Below are 19611 nucleotides of genomic sequence, written 5' to 3' on the forward strand. Positions count from 1 at the left end.
CGCGGGTAGCCTTACGCTCGGGTAGGCGGAACTGGAGGGAAGATGACCGAGATCGTGGGGCTGACCGGCCGCGCGCTGGTCGACGCGCTGGAACGGATCGAGCCGGATTCGGCCGAAGCGCACTCTCTCGACGTCAACGAGGTCGCGGGCGCCATCGACCCGAAGGACCTCGGCAAGGACGACGTCCGGCGGCTGCTCACCGCGCTGGGCCGGCTCGCCGAGTCCGCGCCCGCGTTCGACCTCCGCAAGGTCGACCCGGTCCGGTTCGCGAACCTCGTCGCCCGTGCCTCGCGTACGCAACTCGAGAGCGTCGTCGCCGAGCGGCCGCTCCGGGAGCGCGTGCTGCGCGAGATCTTCGACCGCATGGGCGCCCACATCCGGCAGGACCGCGCGAAGACGCTGCACGCGGTGGTGCACTGGCGGCTGTCCGGCGGCACCGGCGACGGCGGGTATGACCGCTACGAGACGGTGATCTCGCACGGCGAGTGCACTGTCGACCGGGACATGCGGGAGAAGCCGAGGGTGACGATCACGATCGCGCCCGTCGATTTCTTCCGGCTCATCACCCACCAGGCGACGCCCGCTGTGCTATTCGTCACGGGAAAGATCAAAGTAAAAGGTGACCTGGCATTCGCGGCCGGTCTGATCGGTTTCTTCGACCTGCCGAAACCGGCCTGAACCCGGTCGAGCAGATACACTTCCGTGCCGTGCCACGAAATTCTCCGAACCGGCGCTGGCGGGACAAGGTACGCCTTTCCCGCCCGCCGAGGACGCACAAAACGCGCACCGGTGGCGAGCACGTCGTCAACGCCTTCGCGGAGAAACTCGAGCTCACCAAACTGAGCCCCGAGCAGTTCACCCAGGTGCTGGAAACCCTGCACATGCTGGGCGAAACCGGCGCGGGCATCGAGCTGAGCTCACTGGAGACCGAGGTGCTCGTCGACGTCGTGCAACGCGCGTCGCGGGAACAGCTCAAGGCCATCGCCGATCATCCGGAACTGCGTTCGGTTTTCCTCGACGAGATTTTCCGCAGAATGTCCGACCATTTCGTTCCCGAACGCGCGCGGCATGTCGACTTCGTCGTCGCGTGGCGTTTCACCGACGGTGACGGAGAAGACGGTTTCGATCGTTTTCAAACGGTCATCGAAGACGGCGTCTGCGTTTCCAGCACCGATCTCGCGCGCACTCCGGACACCACCATCACGCTGTCCGTCGACGACTTCATCCGCATGGCCACCGGCAACGCGGCGGTGGCGGCGATGTTCGTGACCGGCAAGGTGAAGGTCAAGGGCGAGTACGCGCCGGCGGTGCGGTTCAGCGGGTACTTCGACATTCCGAAGCCGAGCGGGAGTTAGCGTCGGTCGCTGTCTGGTGTCCCCAATGTCGCATTGGGGACCCGGGGCTCTAGCCCTCGATGATGCGGCCCTCGATCACCGGCGGCTGCTTCTTGGCGGCCTCCGCGGGCGGCGTGTCCACGACGACCTCGCTGTCCACGACCATCACCGGCCCGCGCGTGCGGTTGGCGAACTTGACCGCCCGGCGCGCCATGCGCTTCTGCCAGACCTTCCGCGCGACACTCCGCGTCGGCGGCAGGATGAACAGCAGGCCGATGACGTCGCTGACGAAACCGGGCAGCAGGATCAGCAGGCCGCCGAGCCCGATCAGCATCCCGTCGGTGAGTTCCTTCTCCGCGTCGGCCGGTCGGCCGAGCCGCGCGGACTCGGCGAACGCACGGAAGGCGCGACCGCCTTCACGGCGCGCGAGCCAGGAGCCGACGAACGCGCCGGCGAAGAGCAGCGCGATCGTGCCGAGGACGCCAACGGCCGAGCCCACCGCCCACACGGCGGCGATCTCGGCGACGACATAGAGCAGGAACGCGACAGCCATACTCGGACAACGTACGGCTTGCCCGTTTTGCTCCCAACCCCCGATACGGTGACCTGGGTCAACCGATCCGGCGCAGGAACTCCTCCGCGTCACGCGGCCTGGTCAGCACGATCCGCCGAGCGTGCGCCCCCTGTTCCGCCAGCCGCCGCGCCGTCCGTTCCCGGTGGTCCTTCGGCCAGCGCCAGACGTAGGAGTAGAACTCCCGGTCGAAGTGCTCGGGGCAGCCGGGCGCCTGCTTGTCCTGCCCGTACTCGCGCAGGCACCGCACCAGCACCCGCCGGAGGCAGACGCGTCGCGGGTAGTCGAGGAAGACGATCGTGTCCGCTCGCGGGAGCCGGAGATGCATCGACGCTCCGTAGTTCCCGTCGATCACCCAGGAGTCGGACGCGAGGATCTTCTCCTGCGCGGCGTGGAACTCGACATCCGGCGCCGGTGTCCACCCCGGCCGCCAGTAGAGCCGGTCGAGATGGGTGACCGGCAGGCCGAGCGCGGCGCCGAGCCGTCGCGAGAACGTCGACTTCCCGGCGCCGCTGCACCCGACGACCATGATCCGCCGCATCGTCAGGCCTCGTCGAGGTACGCGGCGGCCTGCAACGTGAACAGCTCGGCATAGCCCGCCTTCGCCGCCATCAGCTCGTCGTGTGTCCCGTATTCGGCGACCTTTCCGTGCTCCAGCAACAAAATCCGCTCCGCCTGCCGGACGGTGGAGAACCGGTGCGAGATGTACAGCGTCGTGCGCCCCTCCGAAAGCTCCCGCAGCCTTGAGAAGAGGTCGTGCTCGGCCCGCGCGTCCAGCGCGGATGTCGGTTCGTCGAGGATCAGGATCGGCGCTTCCCGCAGGAACGCCCTGGACAGCGCGATCTTCTGCCATTCGCCACCGGACAGGCTGACGCCCTGGTCGAACCAGCGGCCGAGCGGGGTGTCGTAGCCGCTGGGCAGGCGCTCGATCCGCTCGTCGGCACCGGCCCGTTTCGCCGATGTCTCGATCCGCTCCCGGTCGACGAGATGCGTCAGGTCGCCGAGCCCGATGTTCTCGGCCGCGGTGCCCTGATACGTCACGTAGTCCTGGAACATCGCGCTGATCCGCCGCCGCAGTTCGACCGGGTCGTACTCGCGGATGTCGACGTCGTCGAGCAGGATCCGCCCGCCCGTCGGGTCGTACAGCCGGCACAGCAGTTTGAACAGTGTCGACTTCCCGGCGCCGTTGCGGCCGACGACGGCGACCGTCTCGCCCGGCCGGATCTCGAAGCTCACGCCGTCGAGAGCGGGGTCGGCCGCCCCGGGATAGGTGAAGGACACTTCTTCGAACCGGATGTGTCCCTCCACAGTGGACGGAAGAGGGCGCGGCTCCGGTGGCGCGACGATCTCCGGTTTCGTCCCGAGGAACCGATACAGCGTGTCGAGGTAGAGATTGTTCTCGTACATCCCGGAAAACGCGGTGAACAACCCTTGGACGGACGTCTGCACCGACGCCGCGGCGGCCGTGTACAGCGCCAGATCGCCGAGGGTGAGCCTGCCGCCGACGGCCTCCAGCGCGATGTACAGCGCGATCGCGGAGCCCGCGGCGGTGCTGAGGAGGCCCCACGACGTCGAGCTGACGCTGCGCTTTCGGGTCAGTGTGCGCTGCCGGTCGTAGAAGACCTGGCCGAGCCGCTGGAACCGGTCGACGAAGTACGGGCCGAGCCCGAACAGCTTGGTCTCCTTGGCGTACGTGTCCGTGGTGACCAAAGAGGACAGATAGTCCATCCGCCGTTTCAGCGGGGACATCATCACCGTCAACCAGAACGCGCGGGCGCCGTACTTCGACTGGGAGATGAACGCGGGGATCGGTGCCACGAGCGCGACGAGCGCCAGCAGCGGGCTGATCGAGACGAGCAGTGCGATCATGCTGCCGAAGGTGATCGACGTCCGGAGCAGGCCCAGTGCCGAGTTCATCATCGACAGCGGCCGCGTCGGCGCCTCCTGCGCGGCTTGGCGCAGCATGTCGTAGGACGCGGAACCCTCGAAGTACGAAAGGTGCAGTTTGCTCGCGTGGTCCATCACCTGGTGGCGGATGGTCAGCGTCATCCGTTCCTGCAGCAGGGATTGGCCGTAGGTGGTCAGCGCCTGCGAAATCGCGGTGAGCACGAGGATGCCGAACTGGAAGAGGGCGACACCGACGATCGCGCTCTTCGTCCCGTGCCCTTGGATCGCCGCGACCACCGAATCGATCAGCAGCTTCGCGACGTACGCGGTCGCCGTCGGGAGGAGGCCGGAAAGCAGCGTCACCAGGGTGATCACGATGGTCAGCACCGGGCTTGCCTGCCAGGTCAGCTTCGCGACCTTCGGCAGGCCGCGGACCGTGCCCGCGACGTTGACCCACATGCGGTTGAGCCGGGACTTCAGGTCTTTCGGGAGGGCTTCGGGTTCGGGCTCCGGGATGTCGACCGGGCCGGTCAGGCCGCTGTCGGGCACCGTCGACGGCGGACGGCGCCGCCTGCCGCCGCGGGCCATGAACAGTTCCAGGCCGCCTCCCCCGCCGGGCGGGCCGATCACGCGGCCGCCAAGGCGCCGTTGAGGAACACGTCGACGAGTTCCATCGTGGTGGATTCGTCGCCGGTTTCACCGAACCGGATCCGGCCGCTGAACAGCAACGACAGGAAGAGCGCCGCGGACTGCGCCGGCGGCAGGCGGAGCCGGTCCTTCTCCGGTTCGAACAGCTCGGCCATGGCGTCGCGCATGGCGCTCATCGACTCCTTGCGCCTGTCCCTGCGGTCGCCGTGGCGATGTTCCGGCCGCTTGCCGGAGCCGTGCATGACCGCCATGAGCGCGCCCATGCGCTGAAGGTGCGCGCTCAGCGCGTCGGCCGCTTCGACGAGCCTGTCGTCGAGGGGCTGGTCGAGGTCGATGACCGCGATCGCGTCGAGTGCCTGGTCGGGTTTCAGCGCTTCGGCGAAGCAGGTGGCGAACAGTTCGTCCTTGTCCTTGAACACGCGGAAGACCGTGCCCTCGCCGATGCCTGCGGCGCGTGCGATCTGGCTCGACGTGACACCGGCGCCGTGTTCCACCAGCAAGGGCAGCACGGACTGGACGATCATCCGGCGCCGCTCGTCGGCGCTCATCCCCGGCGCTCTCCGCCGGGCGGTGGTCTCTGTCATGCGTCCAGCCTAACGGAGTGAGCACTCACTCCGTCAAACGAATAAGCTGAAGCGCGTGAAGGCCCCCTTCCCTCGGCTCAGCCGAGGGAAGGGGGCCTTCACGCGCGAAACGTCAGTAGGTGATCGCGACCGCGGGGTCGGCCAGCAGCGCGCCGACGTCGGCCAGGAACTCCGAACCCTGCTGCCCGTCGACCACGCGGTGGTCGAAGCTCAGCGAAAGCTGGAGCACCTTGCGCACCTTGATCTCGCCGTCGACCACCCACGGGGTGTCCTTGATCGCGCCGAGGCACAGGATCGCGGACTCGCCGGGGTTGATGATCGGCGTCCCGGTGTCGACGCCGAAGACGCCGACGTTGGTGATGGTGATCGTGCCGCCGAGCATGGCCGCCGGCGTGGTCTTGCCCTCGCGGGCGACGTCGGTCAGCTCGGTGAGCGCGATCGCGAGTTCCTTGAGGGACATCGAATCCGCGTCACGGACCTTGGGTACGACGAGCCCGCGCGGCGTGGCCGCGGCGATCCCGAGGTGCACGTAGTCCTTGTAGACGATCTCCTGCGCCGCCTCGTCCCACACCGCGTTGACGTCCGGAGTGCGCTTGGCCGCCAGGCACACGGCCTTCGCCGCGAAGGTCAGCGGGGTGACCTTGACCCCGGCGAACTCGCGCGACTTCTTCAGCTTCTCCCGGAATTCCATCATCGGCGTGACGTCGATGGTCAGGAACTCCGTGACGTGCGGGGCGGTGTACGCGCTCTGCACCATCGCGGCGGCGGTGGCCTTGCGGACGCCCTTGATCGGCACCCGGCGTTCCCGGGTCGCCGGGTCGTAACCGCTGTCCGAATCGGACACAGTGGACACAGTGGCGGCGGGTGCGGTGGAACCGTTGGCGGCCGCCCGCACGTCGTCACGCGTGATGACGCCGCCGTCGGCGGAGCCGGTGAGCGCGTGCAGGTCGACGCCGAGGTCCTTGGCCAGCTTGCGCACCGGCGGCTTCGCCAGCGGCACGTACCCGCCCTTTGGCTGCGGAGTCACCGCAGGCTGGGGTGCCACAGCCACCGGCGCGGCGGCAGGAGCAGCCGGAGCCGCGCCCTTGCGCGCACGCCGCTGCGTGACGACGGCCTTGGAGCCGTAGCCGACCAGCGGCTTCATCTCCTCTTCCGCCGGCTCCTCCGCCACGGGCGCGGCGGCGGGTGCCGGGGCCGCCTTGCCGTCCGGGTCGACGTCGATGGTGAGGATCGGCGCGCCGACCTCCACCGTCTGGCCCGGTTCGACGAGCAGTTCGGTGACCACGCCCGCCCACGGGATGGGCAGTTCGACGGCGGCCTTCGCGGTCTCGACCTCGACGACGATCTGGTTCACCGTGACCTTGTCACCCGGCTTGACCTGCCAGGCGATGATGTCGGCCTCGGTCAGCCCCTCGGCCGTGTCGGCGAGGGGGAATTGTTTGTACTCGGGCATTTCAGAAACTTCCCCCTTACCAGGCGAGTGAACGGTCGACGGTGTGCAGCACCCGGTCCAGGTCGGGGAGGTAGTGCTCCTCGAGCTTGGCGGGCGGGTACGGCGTGTCGAATCCGGTCACCCGCAGCACGGGGGCTTCCAGCGAGTAGAAGCATTCCTGCTGCACGCGCGCGGCGATCTCCGAGGTCAGCGACGATTCCGACGGCGCCTCGCTCAGCGCGATGAGCCGCCCGGTCTTGCGCACCGACTCGAACACCGGCTCCAGGTCGAGCGGGGACAGCGTCCGCAGGTCGATGACTTCCAGCGACTTGCCCTCGTCCTCGGCGGCGGCCGCGGCGTCGAGCGCGACCTTCACCGAAGGGCCGTACGCGACGACGGTGGCCGTCGTGCCTTCGCGGACGACACGGGACTTGAACAGCTCGTCCGGCGTGCCCTCCGTGTCGACCTCGGACTTCATCGCGCCCGAGTGGTACAGCTTCTTCGGCTCGAAGAACAGGATCGGGTCGTCGGACTTGATCGCCTGCTGGATACCCCAGTAGGCGTCGACGGCGTTCGAAACCGACACGACCTTCAGGCCGGGGATGTGCGCGAACAGCGATTCCGGCGACTCCGAGTGGTGCTCGACCGCGCCGATGCCGCCACCGAACGGCACCCGGATCACGATGGGCATCTTGATCTTGCCCTGCGTCCGGTAGTGCAGCTTCGCGACCTGGCTGGAGATCTGGTCGAAGCCCGGGAAGATGAAGCCTTCGAACTGGATTTCGCACACCGGGCGGAACCCGCGGACGGCGAGGCCGACCGCGGTGCCGATGATGCCGGACTCCGCCAGGGGCGTGTCCAGGACGCGCTGCTCGCCGAAGTCCTTCTGCAGGCCGTCGGTGATGCGGAAGACGCCGCCGAGCTTGCCGACGTCTTCACCCATGATCAGGACCTTCGGGTCCTCTTCCATGGCGCGCCGGAGGCCGAGGTTGATCGCCTTGCCGATGGTGAGTTTCTGGAGGTCGGCCATTTCAGTGCTCACCCGCCCCGACAAAACCGTCCATGTAGGACAGGAACTCTTCACGCTGCGCGTCCAGCAGCGGCGTGGATTCCGCGTACACGTTGGAGAAGATCCGCTCCGGTGGCGGTTCGGGCATGTTGAAGCAGTACTCGCGCAGCTCGGCCGCGAACGCGTCCGAATCGGCCTGCACCTGGTCGAAGAACGCCTGGTCGGCGCCGCCACCACGGGCGAGGTACGCCCGGACGCGCTCGATCGGGTCCTTCAGCTTCCACTCCTCCAGCTCGTCGGAGAGCCGGTAGCGGGTGGGGTCGTCGGTGGTGGTGTGCGCGTCCATCCGGTAGGTGAACGCCTCGATCAGCACGGGGCCGTTGCCGTGGCGGCACTCCTCCAGTGCCCAGCGGGAGACCGCGAGGCAGGCGAGGACGTCGTTGCCGTCCACGCGGATGCCGGGGAAACCGTAGCCGCGGGCGCGCTGGTACAGCGGCAGGCGCGACTGACGTTCGGTGGGCTCCGAGATCGCCCATTGGTTGTTCTGGCAGAAGAACACGAGCGGCGCGTCGTAGACGGCGGCCCAGACGAAGCCTTCGTGCACGTCGCCCTGCGAAGTCGCTCCGTCACCGAAGTAACAGATAGTCGCTTCGCTGTCGTCGTCGCCGACCTTGCCTTCGAACTTCTGGCCCATCGCGTAACCGGCGGCGTTGAGCACCTGGTTGCCGATCACGATGGTGTACGGGTGGAAGCCGTGGGCCTTGTAGTCCCAGCCGCTGTGGTCGGTGCAGCGGAAGATGCCGAGCACCTCTTTGAGGTCGACGCCGCGGGTGTACGCGACGCCATGCTCGCGGTAGCTGGGGAACGCCATGTCCCCCTTCCGCAGCGCACGGCCGGAGCCGATCTGCGCGGCCTCCTGCCCGAGCAGCGGCACCCAGATGCCGAGCTGGCCCTGGCGCTGCATCGCGTTGGCCTCGCGGTCCGCGCGGCGGACCAAGACCATGTCGCGGTACAGGCCCTTGAGGGCTTCGGCGTCGATGTCGTCGACGTAGCGGTCGAATTGCGGCGAAGAGATCCGTTCGCCTTCGGGGGTGAGCAGCTGAGTCAGCTCAGCGCCACCTTCGCTCGTTGCTCGCAAACCGGCGATCACCTGTTCGGGGGAAGGCTGCGCCGCTACGGCGGCGGGACCATCTCCAGGCTCCGGGTGCGTCCAGTGTTCGGACGGCATGCGCTGCTCTCCTTGATGTCGGCGCCTCTGGCGGCCACTTGTGGCGGCCACAGTGACTGCGCCGGCGGGGACCAGCGCGTCGGATCTGAAGCGCTGGGTCACCGTCGGCGTTGACGGTTCGTGCGGACATCCTGGCATGCCGGACGCCGTTTTGGTCAGTGGCGGATGCTGATTTGTTGCTGAGAAAGGGTGCCTGATCAGGGAAAATGCTAGGAAGCCCGAGTGTGGGGCCGCCGAAAGTAGGGGATTCACCCGCGGGCCGACCAGCGGACGACTCGTCCGGACGGGTGTCCTGTCCGGCCTGATCGATGACGATCCGTGCCCGCCGCTGTGATCCATCACACCCTCCGCGACCCGTGGCAGGATGGCGGACGTGGAGCACAAATCCGTACGCGAAACCGTGGTTTCGAACTGGACGAACGACGTCCTTCCCAGCCTGTCCGGCCTGGTGGCGATCCCCGCCTTGTCGCCGGCGTTCGACTCCGAGTGGGCGAAGACCGGGCATCTGGCCGCCGCCGTCGAGCACGTCCGCTCCTGGATCGCCGCACGGGGGATCCCCGGCGCGACGCTCGAGGTCGTGGAGCTCGAAGGCCGCAGCCCGCTGCTGGTCGTCGACATCCCGGCGACGTCCGAAGCGGCCGAAAAGGGCACCGTGCTCATGTACGGGCACCTCGACAAGCAGCCCCCGGTCGGCGGTTGGTCCGAGGGGCTCGACCCGTGGACGCCGGTGATCCGCGACGGGCGGCTGTACGGCCGCGGCGCGGTCGACGACGGCTACTCCGGCTACGCGGCGACGACGGCGATCGAGGCCGTGCGCGCCGCCGGCGGTGAGCACTCCCGCGCGGTCGTGCTGCTGGAGACCGGTGAGGAATCCGGCAGCCCGGACCTGCCCGCCTACGTCGAGCACCTGAAGGAGAAGCTCGGCGAGGTCTCGCTGGTCGTCTGCCTCGACGCCGGCGGCACCGACTACAAGCGACTGTGGCTGACCACCAGCCTGCGCGGCATGCTGCACGTCAACGTCACCGTGAAGGTGCTCGAATCCGCGCAGCACTCCGGGATGGCCAGCGGCATCGTGGCGAGCTCGTTCCGCGTCCTGCGTGTCCTGCTCGACCGGATCGAGAACGCCGAGACCGGCGAGATCAAGCTCGCCGAGCTGAGCGTCGACATCCCGGAGAACCGCGTCGACGAGGCGCGCGGCGTCGTCGAGATCGCGCCCGGCGCGGCGAAGACGCTCTTCCCGGTGGTCGGCCGGACGGTGTCCGACGACGATCTGGAACTGCTGCTCAACAACTCGTGGCGGCCGACGCTCTCGGTGATCGGCGCGGAGGGTTTCCCGCTTCCGGCCGACGCGGGCAACGTGCTGCGCGACAGCACGACGCTGACGCTCAGCTTCCGCCTGCCGCCGACGGCTGACGCGAAGGCCGCGATGGAGGCGGTCCGCCGTGTCCTCACCACCGACGTGCCGTACGACGCTTCGGTGGAGCTCGGCGATTTCCAGGCCGAGAACGGCTGGAACGCGCCGGACACCGCGCCGTGGCTCGACGAGATCCTGCACCACGTGAGCGGCGAGGTCTTCGGCGCGCCGCACAAGAGCTACGGCATGGGCGGGTCGATCCCGTTCATGGGGTTGCTCGGCGAGAAGTACCCGGACGCGCAGTTCGTGGTCACGGGCGCCTGCGGGCCGGACTCGAACATCCACGTGCCGGACGAGTGGCTGAACATCGATTTCGCGCAGCGGGTCACCGAGGCGGTCGCCCACATCCTGGACGCGCACGCCCGGAGCTGATTCCCTCGCTCACGCTGCGATGAAGGGTCCTTTCCCAGCAGAATTCACCAGGGAAGGACCCTTCATTGCGCGCGGGAGGATCATGTTCGAAGGCTTCGAGCTCGAAAACGTCGACACCGGCGAAGTGACCTTCAGGGTCCGCCACGGCGGATCGGGGCCGCCCGTCGTACTCCTGCACGGACATCCCCGCACCCACACCACCTGGTACGACGTCGCGCCCCGGCTCGCGGACGCGTTCACCGTCGTCTGCCCGGATCTCCCCGGCTACGGCCAGTCTTCGAAACCCGAGACCACCGAAGACCACTCCGCGCACTCGAAACGTGCCATGGCCAGGCATGTCGTCGCGCTCATGCGGCACCTCGGCCACGAACGGTTCGCCGTGGCCGGCCACGATCGCGGCAGCGCCGTCGCCTATCGCCTCGCGCTCGATCACCCCGAGGTCGTCACGAAACTCGCCATCCTCGACGGCATCCCGATCGGTGAGCACCTTTCGCGCGCCGACGCGAAGTTCGCGCAGGCTTGGTGGCACTGGTTCTTCTTCGGCCAGCTCGCGAAACCCGCCGAGCGGGTGATCAACGCGGACCCGGACGCCTGGTACGGCGGAGATCCCGAAGCGATGGGCGCGGAAAACCACGCCGACTTCCTCCGCGCGATCCATGATCCCGAGACGGTCCACGCGATGCTCGAGGACTACCGCGCGGGTCTCGGGCCCGACCGTGAAGCCGACGACGCCGACAAAGCGGCCGGGAGGAAGATCGAGTGCCCGCTCCTCGTCCTGTGGTCCAGCCTGGACGACCTCGAAGACCTTTATGGCGATCCGGTCGTCATTTGGCGCGAATGGGCCGAAGACGTCCGCGGTTTCGCCGTCGAGTCCGGGCACCACGTGGCCGAGGACAACCCGGCCGATCTCGCGGCGGCGTTGCGGGAGTTCCTGGGCTAAGCGGGTCGTGAGTGGTAAGTGTCGTTAGAACGACACTTACCACTCACGACCCACCCAGCCCACGCGGTACCGCCGCCTTCGCTCCTGAACTAGGCGAACTTGTTCAGCGCCGCGGTCAGTTCCGTCAGCTGCGGCGTGAAGCGTTGGTACGAGAACGGTGTCTCGTTGTTCCAGGGGATCAGCTTCCCGGCCTTCACCGCGGGCAGCTGGGCCCAGGTCGGCACGCCGCCGAGGCCGTCCGGGCCGAGCGAGAGCGAACCGCCGCGGTTGTCGTACATGATCACGTCGGCGGTGTACTTGCCGATGTTCTCCCAGCTGATCTGCTGGTAATAACCGCCCTGGCTCGGGTCCGGCGCCTCGGGGAGGACGAAGTTCATCCCCTTGTTCTGATAGTGCCTCGAGGTCGCGAACGACGGCGGGTTCGCGATGTAGACGGTGTCCTTCTGCGCGGAGATCAGGAGGACCTTCAGTGCGGAGGCCTTCTTGATCGCGTCACCGAGCGCGGCGTCGGCCTTCTCGTACTCGGCCTTCGCAGCCTTGATCGCCGGGGTTTCCGTGTCGGCTCCGAGCGCCTTCGCCAGCGCGATGAACTTCGCGATTCCCTCCGGCATCGCGAGCCCCTGCAGCCGGACGCCGACGCTCGGCGCGGCCTTGTCGATCTTCTCCGTCTGCGTGTCCGGGATGTACCACATCTGGTCCTTCAGGTACATCACGCTGACCAGCAGCTGCGGGTTCAGCGAGACGAACTTGTCGAAGTTGAACTCGTTGTAGACGTTCCCGAGCGACGTCACCGCGTTCAGGTCGACGCCGCCCGCCTGCGGATCCGGTTTGCCGTCGGCGAACTTCGACGGGCCGAAGATCCCGATCGACTTCACGCCGAGGTCCCACAGCGCCGCCGCGGCGGTCACCTGCGCGACGATCCGGGTCGGCCGCTCGCCTTCGAGTTTGCGGCCGCGGTCGTCGGTGAACGACCAGGTCGCGCCCGCTCCCTGCGTGGGGGCCTCTTCCTGGTAACCGCAGGCGGTCAGGAGGCCGGTGGCGCCGAGCGCCGCGGTGCCGGCGAGGAAGCCGCGTCGAGAGAGGTGCATGGAGGATCTTCTTTCACCGAGGGACCGAAGTTCGGCGTTAGGCTAGCCTTCCCTTATCGTGAACGCCATGGTCCAGGTCACGGAGCGCGTCAGATCACCGAGGACCAGTGTTTCCGTGCGAACGCTGGTCCTGACGGGCTCGCTCGTAGCGCTCGCCGCGGTCATCCTGCTGTCGATCGGCTTCGGCTCGAACCGCCTTTCCCTCGGCGAAGTCCTGCACGCGCTCTTCGCCTACGACGGCGGCTACACCGACGTCGTCGTCCGCGACGATCGCCTGCCTCGCACAGTGCTCGGCGTCCTGGTCGGGATGGCGCTCGCGCTGGCGGGCTCGCTCATGCAGGCGATCACCCGCAACCCGGTCGCGGAACCCGGCCTGCTCGGCATCAACCACGGCGCCGCCGTCGCGATCGTGCTCGGCTCCGCGGTGTTCTCGGTGACTTCGCCCGGCGAGTACGTCTGGTTCGCCTTCGCCGGGGCACTCGCGGGAACCGCGCTGGTCTCGGTGATCGGCGGGACGCGCGGCGCCACGAGCCCGCTGCGGCTGGTGCTGGCCGGCGTCGCCGTCCAGGCGGTGTTCGTCGGGATCAACCAGGGCATGCAGATGGTCGACACACACAATCTGCAGGCGATGCGGTTCTGGCTGGTCGGCTCGCTGGTCAACCGGAACGCCGACCAGCTGACCGTGCTGCTGCCGTTCTTCGTGGCGGGGGTGGTCATCGCGATCGTGCTGGCCCGGGCGCTGAACGCGCTGGCGCTGGGTGAGGACACCGCCCGCGGACTCGGCGCGAATCCGGCGCTCGTCCGCGCCGCCGGGATGGTCGCCGTCGGGTTGCTTTCGGCGTCGGCGACCGCGGCCTGCGGGCCGATCGCCTTCGTCGGCCTGATGATCCCGCACGTCGTCCGGACGCTGATCGGCCAGGACGAGCGCTGGGTGATGGTGCTCTCGGCGCTGCTCGGACCGGTACTGCTGCTCGGCTGCGACGTCCTCGGTCGTTTGCTCGGCTCACCAGGGGAGATCCAGGTCGGCGTGATGACCGACGTCGTCGGCGGGATCGCGTTCGTGATCGTGGCACGCCGGCTCAAGGCGGTGCGCCGATGACCTCGCTCGTGCGTCGCGAGTCCCGTTTGGACAGACGATCGCTGATCGTCATCGCCGCGCTGGCCTCGGTGGTCCTGGCGCTCGTCGTGCTTTCGGTCGGCACGGGCGACTACGAGATGAGCCCCGGCGAAGTGCTCGCGACCCTGGCCGGCCAAGGGACGAAGGCGCAGTACCTGGTCGTCATGGGACGGCTTCCGCGGGTGCTGGTCGCGATCCTCGTCGGCGCCGCACTCGCGCTGGCCGGGGCGATCTTCCAGACGATCACCCGTAATCCGCTCGGCAGCCCGGACATCATCGGCTTCACCACCGGTTCGGCGACCGGCGGAATCGCGGCCCTGCTGCTCTTCGGCTCCGGCCCTGGCCTCGTCTCGCTCGGTGCGCTGGCAGGCGGCTTGCTGACCGCGCTGGTCGTGATGGCGTTGTGCGCACCGCACGGCCTGTTGAGTTCGCGGCTGGTGCTGCTCGGGATCGCCGTCAGCGCGGTGCTGGTCGGGGTGAACTCGTACCTGCTGGTGAAGGCGAACCTCGAAGCCGCCGCGCAGGCTGTCGGCTGGCTGATCGGTGACCTCTCCGGCCGCGACTGGAGTTACTTCGTGCCGCTGGCGATCGGGATGGCGGTGTTCGCCCCGATCGTCTTCGCGAACGGCCGCGCGCTGCGCATGCTGGAGATGGGCGACGACACCGCCACCGGTATCGGCGTCGACGTGCACCGGGTGCGGCTGACCCTGGTGCTGGTCGCGGTCGCGCTGGTCGCCGCCGCCACCGCGGCGACCGGGCCGCTCCCGTTCATCGCGCTCGCGGCGCCTCAGCTGGCGCGCCGGATGACGCGTCTGCCGGGGCCCAACCTGGCGGCGTCGGCCTTCGTCGGGGCGACGCTGGTCGTCGCGGCGGACTACCTCGGCCAGCGTCTGCTGGAGTTTTCGCTGCTGCCCGCGGGTGTCGTCGCGGCGGCGCTCGGCGGCGCGTACCTGCTCTGGCTGTTGCTCCGGCGACGCGCCTAGGTCAGCCGGGTCAGCTGCACCGAGACGTCCAAAGTGGACTGGCCGCCACCGGTGAAGATGCCCTTGAGCGGCGGCACGTCGGCGTAGTCGCGGCCGTACGCGACCCAGACGTGCCGCGGCCCGACCGGGATCGCGTTCGTCGGGTCGTAGGCCCACCAGCCGCCGGTCCAGACGTCGACCCAGGCGTGGCTTTCGCCTTCGACCGTCTCGCCCAGCTTCGCCTCCGGTTTCGTGTGCAGGTACCCGGAGACGTACCGCGCCGGGACGCCGATCGCGCGCAGCATCACCAGCGTGACATGCGCGAAGTCCTGGCAGACCCCCTCCCGCGCACGCCACGCGTCGGTCGCCGTGCTGTGCACGCCGGTCGTCCCAGGCTGGTACTTGAGCTGCTCGTTGACCCATTCGCAGACCGCGAGCACGGCCTCCGCCGGCTCGAGCCCCTTCCGCAGCTCGCGCGCGACCTTCGTCAGCTCCGGGTCGCGGGGCGTGTACGGCGTCGGCGTCAGGTACTCGGTCCGGTGATCGACGACGGTGTCACTCCGCAGGTCCTTCCACGTCGCCGAGCGGACCGGCTCGCCTTCGTCGGCGGTCTCGACCACCGACGTCGCGAGCACGGTGAACTCGGTGTGCGGCGCGTGAAGGTCGAACGAGGTCACGACGGTGCCCCAGTAATCCGTGTACCGATAGGCACGGGTCGCGGGCGTCGTCTCGACGCGGTTGACGACGGTGGTCTGCCGCCGGTCGGAGCGCGGGGTCAGCCGCGCCTCGTTGTACGACTGCGTGGCCGGCGTCGCGTACCGGTACCCGGTCCGGTGGGCCACCCGAAGCTGCCAGGTCACAGCGAAACCTCCGCACCACTCCAGGCCACCCAAGGCGACGAATGGAAGTACTGCACCGAAACCGCGTCGCCGATGTCCTTGATCGAAGTCTGCAGGGCGCCGAGCCGTTTCGGCAGGTCCTCCAGCAGATCAGACGGCCGCAGGAACTCCAGCTCACTGCGCGCGCGGCCCAGCTGCCGCAGCGCCTCGGACTTCTCGTTGGCCCGCGAGTTGACGCCGGGGTCCAGCCGCTCCAGGCACTCCTCCGCCTGCCGCAGCGCGTGGAACACCGAACGCGGGAAGAGCGTGTCCCGCAACAGGAACTGTACGACGCGGCCGGCGTCGAGCGCGCCGCGATAGGTCCGCAGGTAGGTGTCCTGCGCGCCCGCCGAACGGAGCACCGTGATCCAGCCGGGTGACGACGCGCTGTCCTGGACCCGTGAGAGCAGCAGCCGCACCACCATGTCCGCGCGTTCGACCGACCGGCCGAGCACCATGAACAGCCAGCCGTCGTCGCGGCTCATCGTCGAATCCGCGAGCCCGGCGAACATCGCCGCCCGTTCCTCCACAAAGGACAGGAAGGCGTGCGGACCGGCGCGGCGCGCGTACCGCTGCCGGTCCGGCACCGCGTTCCAGGTCGCGTTCAGGCATTCCCACAGCTCGGTCGAAACGACCTCGCGGGCGCCGCGGGTGTTCTCGCGGGCGGAGTTGATCGAACCGACGATCGACGCGGGATTGTCCTTGGCGTAGGCGACCAGTTCGGTCAGCTTCCACACGTCGAGCGAGTCCATGCCCTCCGGTGAGATGCCGAGGACGGCGAGCAGCTGGCGGCTCGCGTGGTCCGGGTCGACGCTCGCGTCTTCGAGCAGCTGGTGCACGGAGACGTTGAGGATCCGGGAGGTGTCATCGGCGCGTTCGACGTACCGGCCGATCCAGTACAGCGATTCCGCGTTGCGGGCGAGCACATCAACCTCCCTTATGCCTGTTGCTGCTGCTGTTGCTGGGTGGTGGTCAGCTCGGGGCCCTGTTCGGCGACCAGACCGTCCACTTGGGACAGGGCGCCGAGCGCGGGCCGTTCCAGTTCCCGCTCCGCCGTCGAGGACCGCGTCGCCAGTACCCAGGTGTCCTTGGAACCGCCGCCCTGCGACGAGTTGACCACCAGGCTGCCCTCCGGGAGCGCGACCCTGGTCAGCCCGCCCGGCAGCACGAAGATCTCCTTGCCGTCGTTGACCGCGAACGGGCGGAGGTCGACGTGCCGCGGCGCCAGCCGATCGTCTACTTTGGACGGAACAGTGGACAGCTGGACCACCGGCTGCGCGATCCAGCCGCGTTTGTGCGCCCGGACCTTACGTTTGAGCGCGGTCAGCTCCGCCTGCGTCGCGTCCGGGCCGAACACGATGCCGTAGCCGCCGGAGCCTTCGACCGGTTTGATCACCAGCTCGTCCATATGCCGCATGACGTGGTCGAACTCGTCCGGCAGCCAGCACCGGAAGGTGTCCACGTTGGGCAGCAGCGGCTTTTCGTTGAGGTAGTACTTCACCATCTCGGGCACGTAGGTGTAGACGAGCTTGTCGTCGCCGACGCCGTTGCCGACCGCGTTCGCGATCACCACGTTGCCCGCGCGCGCCGCGTTCAGGACCCCGGCCACGCCGAGCACGGAATCCGGCCGGTAGTGCACCGGATCGAGGAACTCGTCGTCGATCCGCCGGTAGATGACGTCGACCTGCCGTTCGCCCTCGGTGGTGCGCAGGTAGACGACGTTGTCACGGCAGAACATGTCGCGGCCTTCGACCAGTTCGACCCCCATCAGCCGGGCCAGCAGCGAATGCTCGAAGTAGGCGGAGTTGTGCACGCCGGGGGTGAGCACGACGACCATCGGGTCGGCGACGTTCGCCGCGGCCGCCGCCCGCAGCGCGCGCAGCAGATGCGAGGCGTAATCGCCGACCGGGCGGACCCGGTGCTGGGCGAACAGGTCCGGGAACACGCGCGCCATCGTGCGGCGGTTCTCCATCACGTACGACACGCCGGACGGGTTGCGGAGATTGTCCTCCAGCACCCGGAAGGTGCCCTCTTCGTCCCGTACCAGGTCCACACCGGACACATGGATGCGGACGCCGTTGGGCGGGTTGATCCCGAACGCCTCGCGCTGGAAATGCTCACACGAGGTGATCAGCCGTCGCGGGAGCACGCCGTCGCGCAGGATCTGCCGGTCGCCGTACACATCGGCGAGGAACGCTTCGAGCGCGCGAACCCGTTGCGCCACACCGCGTTCGAGTTTGCTCCATTCGGCGGAGGTGATCACGCGCGGCACCAGGTCGAGCGGGAACGGGCGTTCCTGGCCGGACAGCGAGAACGTGATGCCCTGGTCCACCATGGCCCGGTCGATCGCCGCCGACCGGGACGAGAGGTCGGCCGACGTCAGCGCGGAGATCGATTCGTACAGCGCCCGGTACGGCTGGCGGACCGTGCCGTCGGCCATGAACATCTCGTCGTACGCGCCCGCGTGCGGCCGGGACGGCGAGAGATAGCCGTCGAACTGCGCCCCGGGTTTCGCCGCGCGCCGAGCCGACGTCGTCGTCCGGGGGCGGCGGCCCGCAGGTGGGAGCCGCGGCGCCGAGTTGTTGTTCATGGGGGCCATCGTGACCCATGGACCCCGTCCGGCGCGAGGTCCCGGGGTTGGCTTGGTGGACTGATCAACCTGATGCTAACCTCCGCGGACGTATTCAAACCTGACTGGGGAAGGTTGGATTCTGTTTGGCGTTTCGCCATGTCATAACTCGCGCATTATCTGCTGGATAAGCAGACTCTGAATTTTACATGCAATTTTCAAGGGGAATTGTGAAGAATCTTGTGAAGACGTTCATCGTGGCCGGTGCCGCAGTGGCGGCGTTGGCTGTTCCGGGTGTCGCGATGGCTGCTCAGGACGGTGTCGCGGCGTCGTCGGCCAGTGCCGGCGTGGCGGATGTCAAGAGTCGCTGGTGCGGCCATAACTATAACAGCTGTGTCCGGGAGCGGAGCGAATTCGCCCGGTATTACAACGTTGGACCGCTCCAGTACTTTCCTGTCGACCCCAGTTGTGCGGGTATCTGCTACAACGGCTACGTGTTCGATTACTGGAACAAGTAATTAGTGCGGCGGTGGGGCGCTTCGGTGCCCCACCGTGTTTCATGTGCTGGGCCAGTCGAACCCCTGTCGGGACCCACGGGGACCGAGGTCGGCTCCACCCCCTCGTCGAGACGATCTTCGGTGGAAACGGCGCTGTAACGTCTCGGTGCTGTGCTTGCCGCCGGATGAGTGGCAATATGCGTGCTCTCGACACATGGGAACTACGAGGAGTGACGACGTGGCTCGATTCAAAGCGCTCGCCCTGATCCCGGCGCTCGCCCTGGCCGCGGGTGCGCTGTCCGCGTGCGGCGAGGAAGGCGGAACCGCGGCCGGCGGCGTCCAGCTCGTCGCGTCCGGCAAGATCACCACCTGCACGCACCTGCCCTACCAGCCCTTCCAGGTCAAGCAGGGTGACAAGATCGTCGGTTTCGACGTCGACCTGGTCGACCTGGTCGGCAAGAAGCTGGGTGTCGAGCAGAGCATCGTCGACATCGCCTTCGAAACCATCGAGTCCGGCGAAGCGATGAACACCGGACAGTGCGACCTCGCCGCCGCGGGTATGACGATCACCGACAAGCGCAAGGAGAAGTTCGACTTCTCCGACCCGTACTTCGAGGCGACCCAGGCGCTGCTGGTCAAGACCGGTTCGCCGATCAAGGACCTCTCGAACGTGGCGGGCAAGAAGATCGGTGTCCAGTCGGCCACCACCGGCGCCGACTACGCCAAGGAGAAGGCCGCCGGCGCCGAAATCGTCACCTTCGACGACCTCGCGCTGCTGGAGCAGGCCGTCAAGAACGGCACGGTCGACGCGGGCGTCAACGACAACGGCGTGCTCTACGACTTCGCGAAGACGAACCCGGACACGACGGTCGTCACCGAGTTCAAGACGAACGAGTTCTACGGCATCGGCGTGAAGAAGGGCAACAGCGCCCTCCTCGGCAAGATCAACGAGGTGCTCAAGGCCTCCGCGGCGGACGGCTCCTACGCGCAGATCTACCAGAAGTGGTTCGGCAAGGCGCCGACCTGGCAGCCGGGCGGTGCCGCCTAGCACTAGTTGAAGCCGCCCTGTGGCCGGTGCCCA

The 19611-nt window shown here is 68.1% G+C and carries 19 protein-coding genes; 8 read left to right on the plus strand and 11 right to left on the minus strand.

The features are described from left to right. The first annotated feature begins 42 nt into the window (after positions 1-42). Positions 43-678 carry an SCP2 sterol-binding domain-containing protein gene (locus BLW75_RS25185; protein WP_034314177.1) on the plus strand — a complete coding sequence of 212 codons (636 nt, stop codon included), beginning with the start codon at positions 43-45 and terminating at the stop codon, positions 676-678. Positions 679-707: 29 nt separating this feature from the next. Continuing rightward, the gene (locus BLW75_RS25190) at positions 708-1355 is read left to right on the plus strand and encodes an SCP2 sterol-binding domain-containing protein (protein ID WP_034314173.1); all 648 of its coding nucleotides are present in this window, start codon (positions 708-710) and stop codon (positions 1353-1355) included. A gap of 49 nt (positions 1356-1404) precedes the next feature. Here BLW75_RS25190 and BLW75_RS25195 read toward each other — a convergent pair whose 3' ends face one another. From BLW75_RS25195 to pdhA, 7 genes are all read right to left on the minus strand, one after another. Further along, positions 1405-1887 (minus strand): FxsA family protein, encoded by a 483-nt coding sequence (locus BLW75_RS25195; protein WP_034314171.1) that lies wholly within the window; start codon positions 1885-1887, stop codon positions 1405-1407. A gap of 58 nt (positions 1888-1945) precedes the next feature. Continuing rightward, the gene (locus BLW75_RS25200; protein ID WP_034314169.1) at positions 1946-2446 is read right to left on the minus strand and encodes a P-loop NTPase family protein; all 501 of its coding nucleotides are present in this window, start codon (positions 2444-2446) and stop codon (positions 1946-1948) included. Positions 2447-2448: 2 nt separating this feature from the next. Then, complete coding sequence (locus BLW75_RS25205; protein ID WP_091599932.1) at positions 2449-4392, minus strand: ABC transporter ATP-binding protein; 1944 nt, start codon at positions 4390-4392, stop codon at positions 2449-2451. Positions 4393-4418: 26 nt separating this feature from the next. Next, positions 4419-4988 (minus strand): TetR/AcrR family transcriptional regulator, encoded by a 570-nt coding sequence (locus BLW75_RS25210; RefSeq protein ID WP_034314166.1) that lies wholly within the window; start codon positions 4986-4988, stop codon positions 4419-4421. Between the two features lie 148 nt (positions 4989-5136). Next, on the minus strand, positions 5137-6477 hold the full coding sequence (locus BLW75_RS25215; protein WP_034314164.1) for a dihydrolipoamide acetyltransferase family protein: 1341 nt from the start codon (positions 6475-6477) through the stop codon (positions 5137-5139). Between the two features lie 16 nt (positions 6478-6493). Continuing rightward, positions 6494-7486 carry an alpha-ketoacid dehydrogenase subunit beta gene (locus tag BLW75_RS25220; protein WP_034314162.1) on the minus strand — a complete coding sequence of 331 codons (993 nt, stop codon included), beginning with the start codon at positions 7484-7486 and terminating at the stop codon, positions 6494-6496. A 1-nt stretch (position 7487) separates the two neighbouring features. Beyond that, positions 7488-8693, minus strand: coding sequence for a pyruvate dehydrogenase (acetyl-transferring) E1 component subunit alpha (gene pdhA, locus BLW75_RS25225; RefSeq protein ID WP_034314160.1), 1206 nt, complete (start codon positions 8691-8693; stop codon positions 7488-7490). Between the two features lie 373 nt (positions 8694-9066). On the opposite strand from pdhA, the gene BLW75_RS25230 reads away from it, so the two are divergent. Together BLW75_RS25230 and BLW75_RS25235 are read left to right on the plus strand one after the other, a co-directional pair. Then, positions 9067-10479 carry a M20/M25/M40 family metallo-hydrolase gene (locus BLW75_RS25230; protein WP_198935759.1) on the plus strand — a complete coding sequence of 471 codons (1413 nt, stop codon included), beginning with the start codon at positions 9067-9069 and terminating at the stop codon, positions 10477-10479. An 82-nt stretch (positions 10480-10561) separates the two neighbouring features. Further along, complete coding sequence (locus BLW75_RS25235; protein ID WP_034314154.1) at positions 10562-11419, plus strand: alpha/beta fold hydrolase; 858 nt, start codon at positions 10562-10564, stop codon at positions 11417-11419. Between the two features lie 89 nt (positions 11420-11508). On the opposite strand, the gene BLW75_RS25240 is transcribed toward BLW75_RS25235, so the two are convergent. Beyond that, entirely contained in the window at positions 11509-12507 is a 999-nt protein-coding gene (locus tag BLW75_RS25240) for an ABC transporter substrate-binding protein (RefSeq protein ID WP_034314152.1), read from the minus strand. 115 nt (positions 12508-12622) lie between these two features. Between BLW75_RS25240 and BLW75_RS25245 the strand changes: the two genes are divergently transcribed. Both BLW75_RS25245 and BLW75_RS25250 read left to right on the plus strand, forming a co-directional pair. Next, a complete protein-coding gene (locus BLW75_RS25245) occupies positions 12623-13606 on the plus strand; it encodes a FecCD family ABC transporter permease (RefSeq protein ID WP_091599934.1) in 984 nt (327 codons plus the stop codon). Further along, positions 13603-14607 (plus strand): FecCD family ABC transporter permease, encoded by a 1005-nt coding sequence (locus tag BLW75_RS25250; RefSeq protein ID WP_034314148.1) that lies wholly within the window; start codon positions 13603-13605, stop codon positions 14605-14607. Before BLW75_RS25245 ends, BLW75_RS25250 begins: the two co-directional genes overlap by 4 nt. Here the strand turns inward: BLW75_RS25250 and BLW75_RS25255 are convergent. From BLW75_RS25255 to BLW75_RS25265, 3 genes are read right to left on the minus strand one after another with little or no spacing between them, the layout of a single operon-like run. Further along, complete coding sequence (locus BLW75_RS25255) at positions 14604-15446, minus strand: transglutaminase family protein (RefSeq protein ID WP_034314145.1); 843 nt, start codon at positions 15444-15446, stop codon at positions 14604-14606. The two genes, BLW75_RS25250 and BLW75_RS25255, sit on opposite strands and share 4 nt — an antisense overlap. Next, positions 15443-16390 carry an alpha-E domain-containing protein gene (locus BLW75_RS25260; RefSeq protein WP_034314142.1) on the minus strand — a complete coding sequence of 316 codons (948 nt, stop codon included), beginning with the start codon at positions 16388-16390 and terminating at the stop codon, positions 15443-15445. The genes BLW75_RS25255 and BLW75_RS25260 overlap by 4 nt, the downstream gene beginning before the upstream one ends. An 11-nt stretch (positions 16391-16401) precedes the next feature. Beyond that, positions 16402-18063: a circularly permuted type 2 ATP-grasp protein gene (locus tag BLW75_RS25265; protein WP_167373517.1), complete on the minus strand. Its 1662-nt coding sequence runs from the start codon at positions 18061-18063 to the stop codon at positions 16402-16404. Between the two features lie 200 nt (positions 18064-18263). Between BLW75_RS25265 and BLW75_RS25270 the strand changes: the two genes are divergently transcribed. Next, positions 18264-18551, plus strand: a complete 288-nt coding sequence (locus tag BLW75_RS25270; protein WP_143055355.1) for a hypothetical protein — start codon at positions 18264-18266, stop codon at positions 18549-18551. Between the two features lie 217 nt (positions 18552-18768). After that, a complete protein-coding gene (locus BLW75_RS25275; protein ID WP_034314137.1) occupies positions 18769-19578 on the plus strand; it encodes a basic amino acid ABC transporter substrate-binding protein in 810 nt (269 codons plus the stop codon). Positions 19579-19611 lie beyond the last annotated feature (33 nt).

The sequence above is a fragment of the Amycolatopsis lurida genome (assembly GCF_900105055.1).
GTDB classification, from domain to species: Bacteria; Actinomycetota; Actinomycetes; order Mycobacteriales; family Pseudonocardiaceae; genus Amycolatopsis; species Amycolatopsis lurida.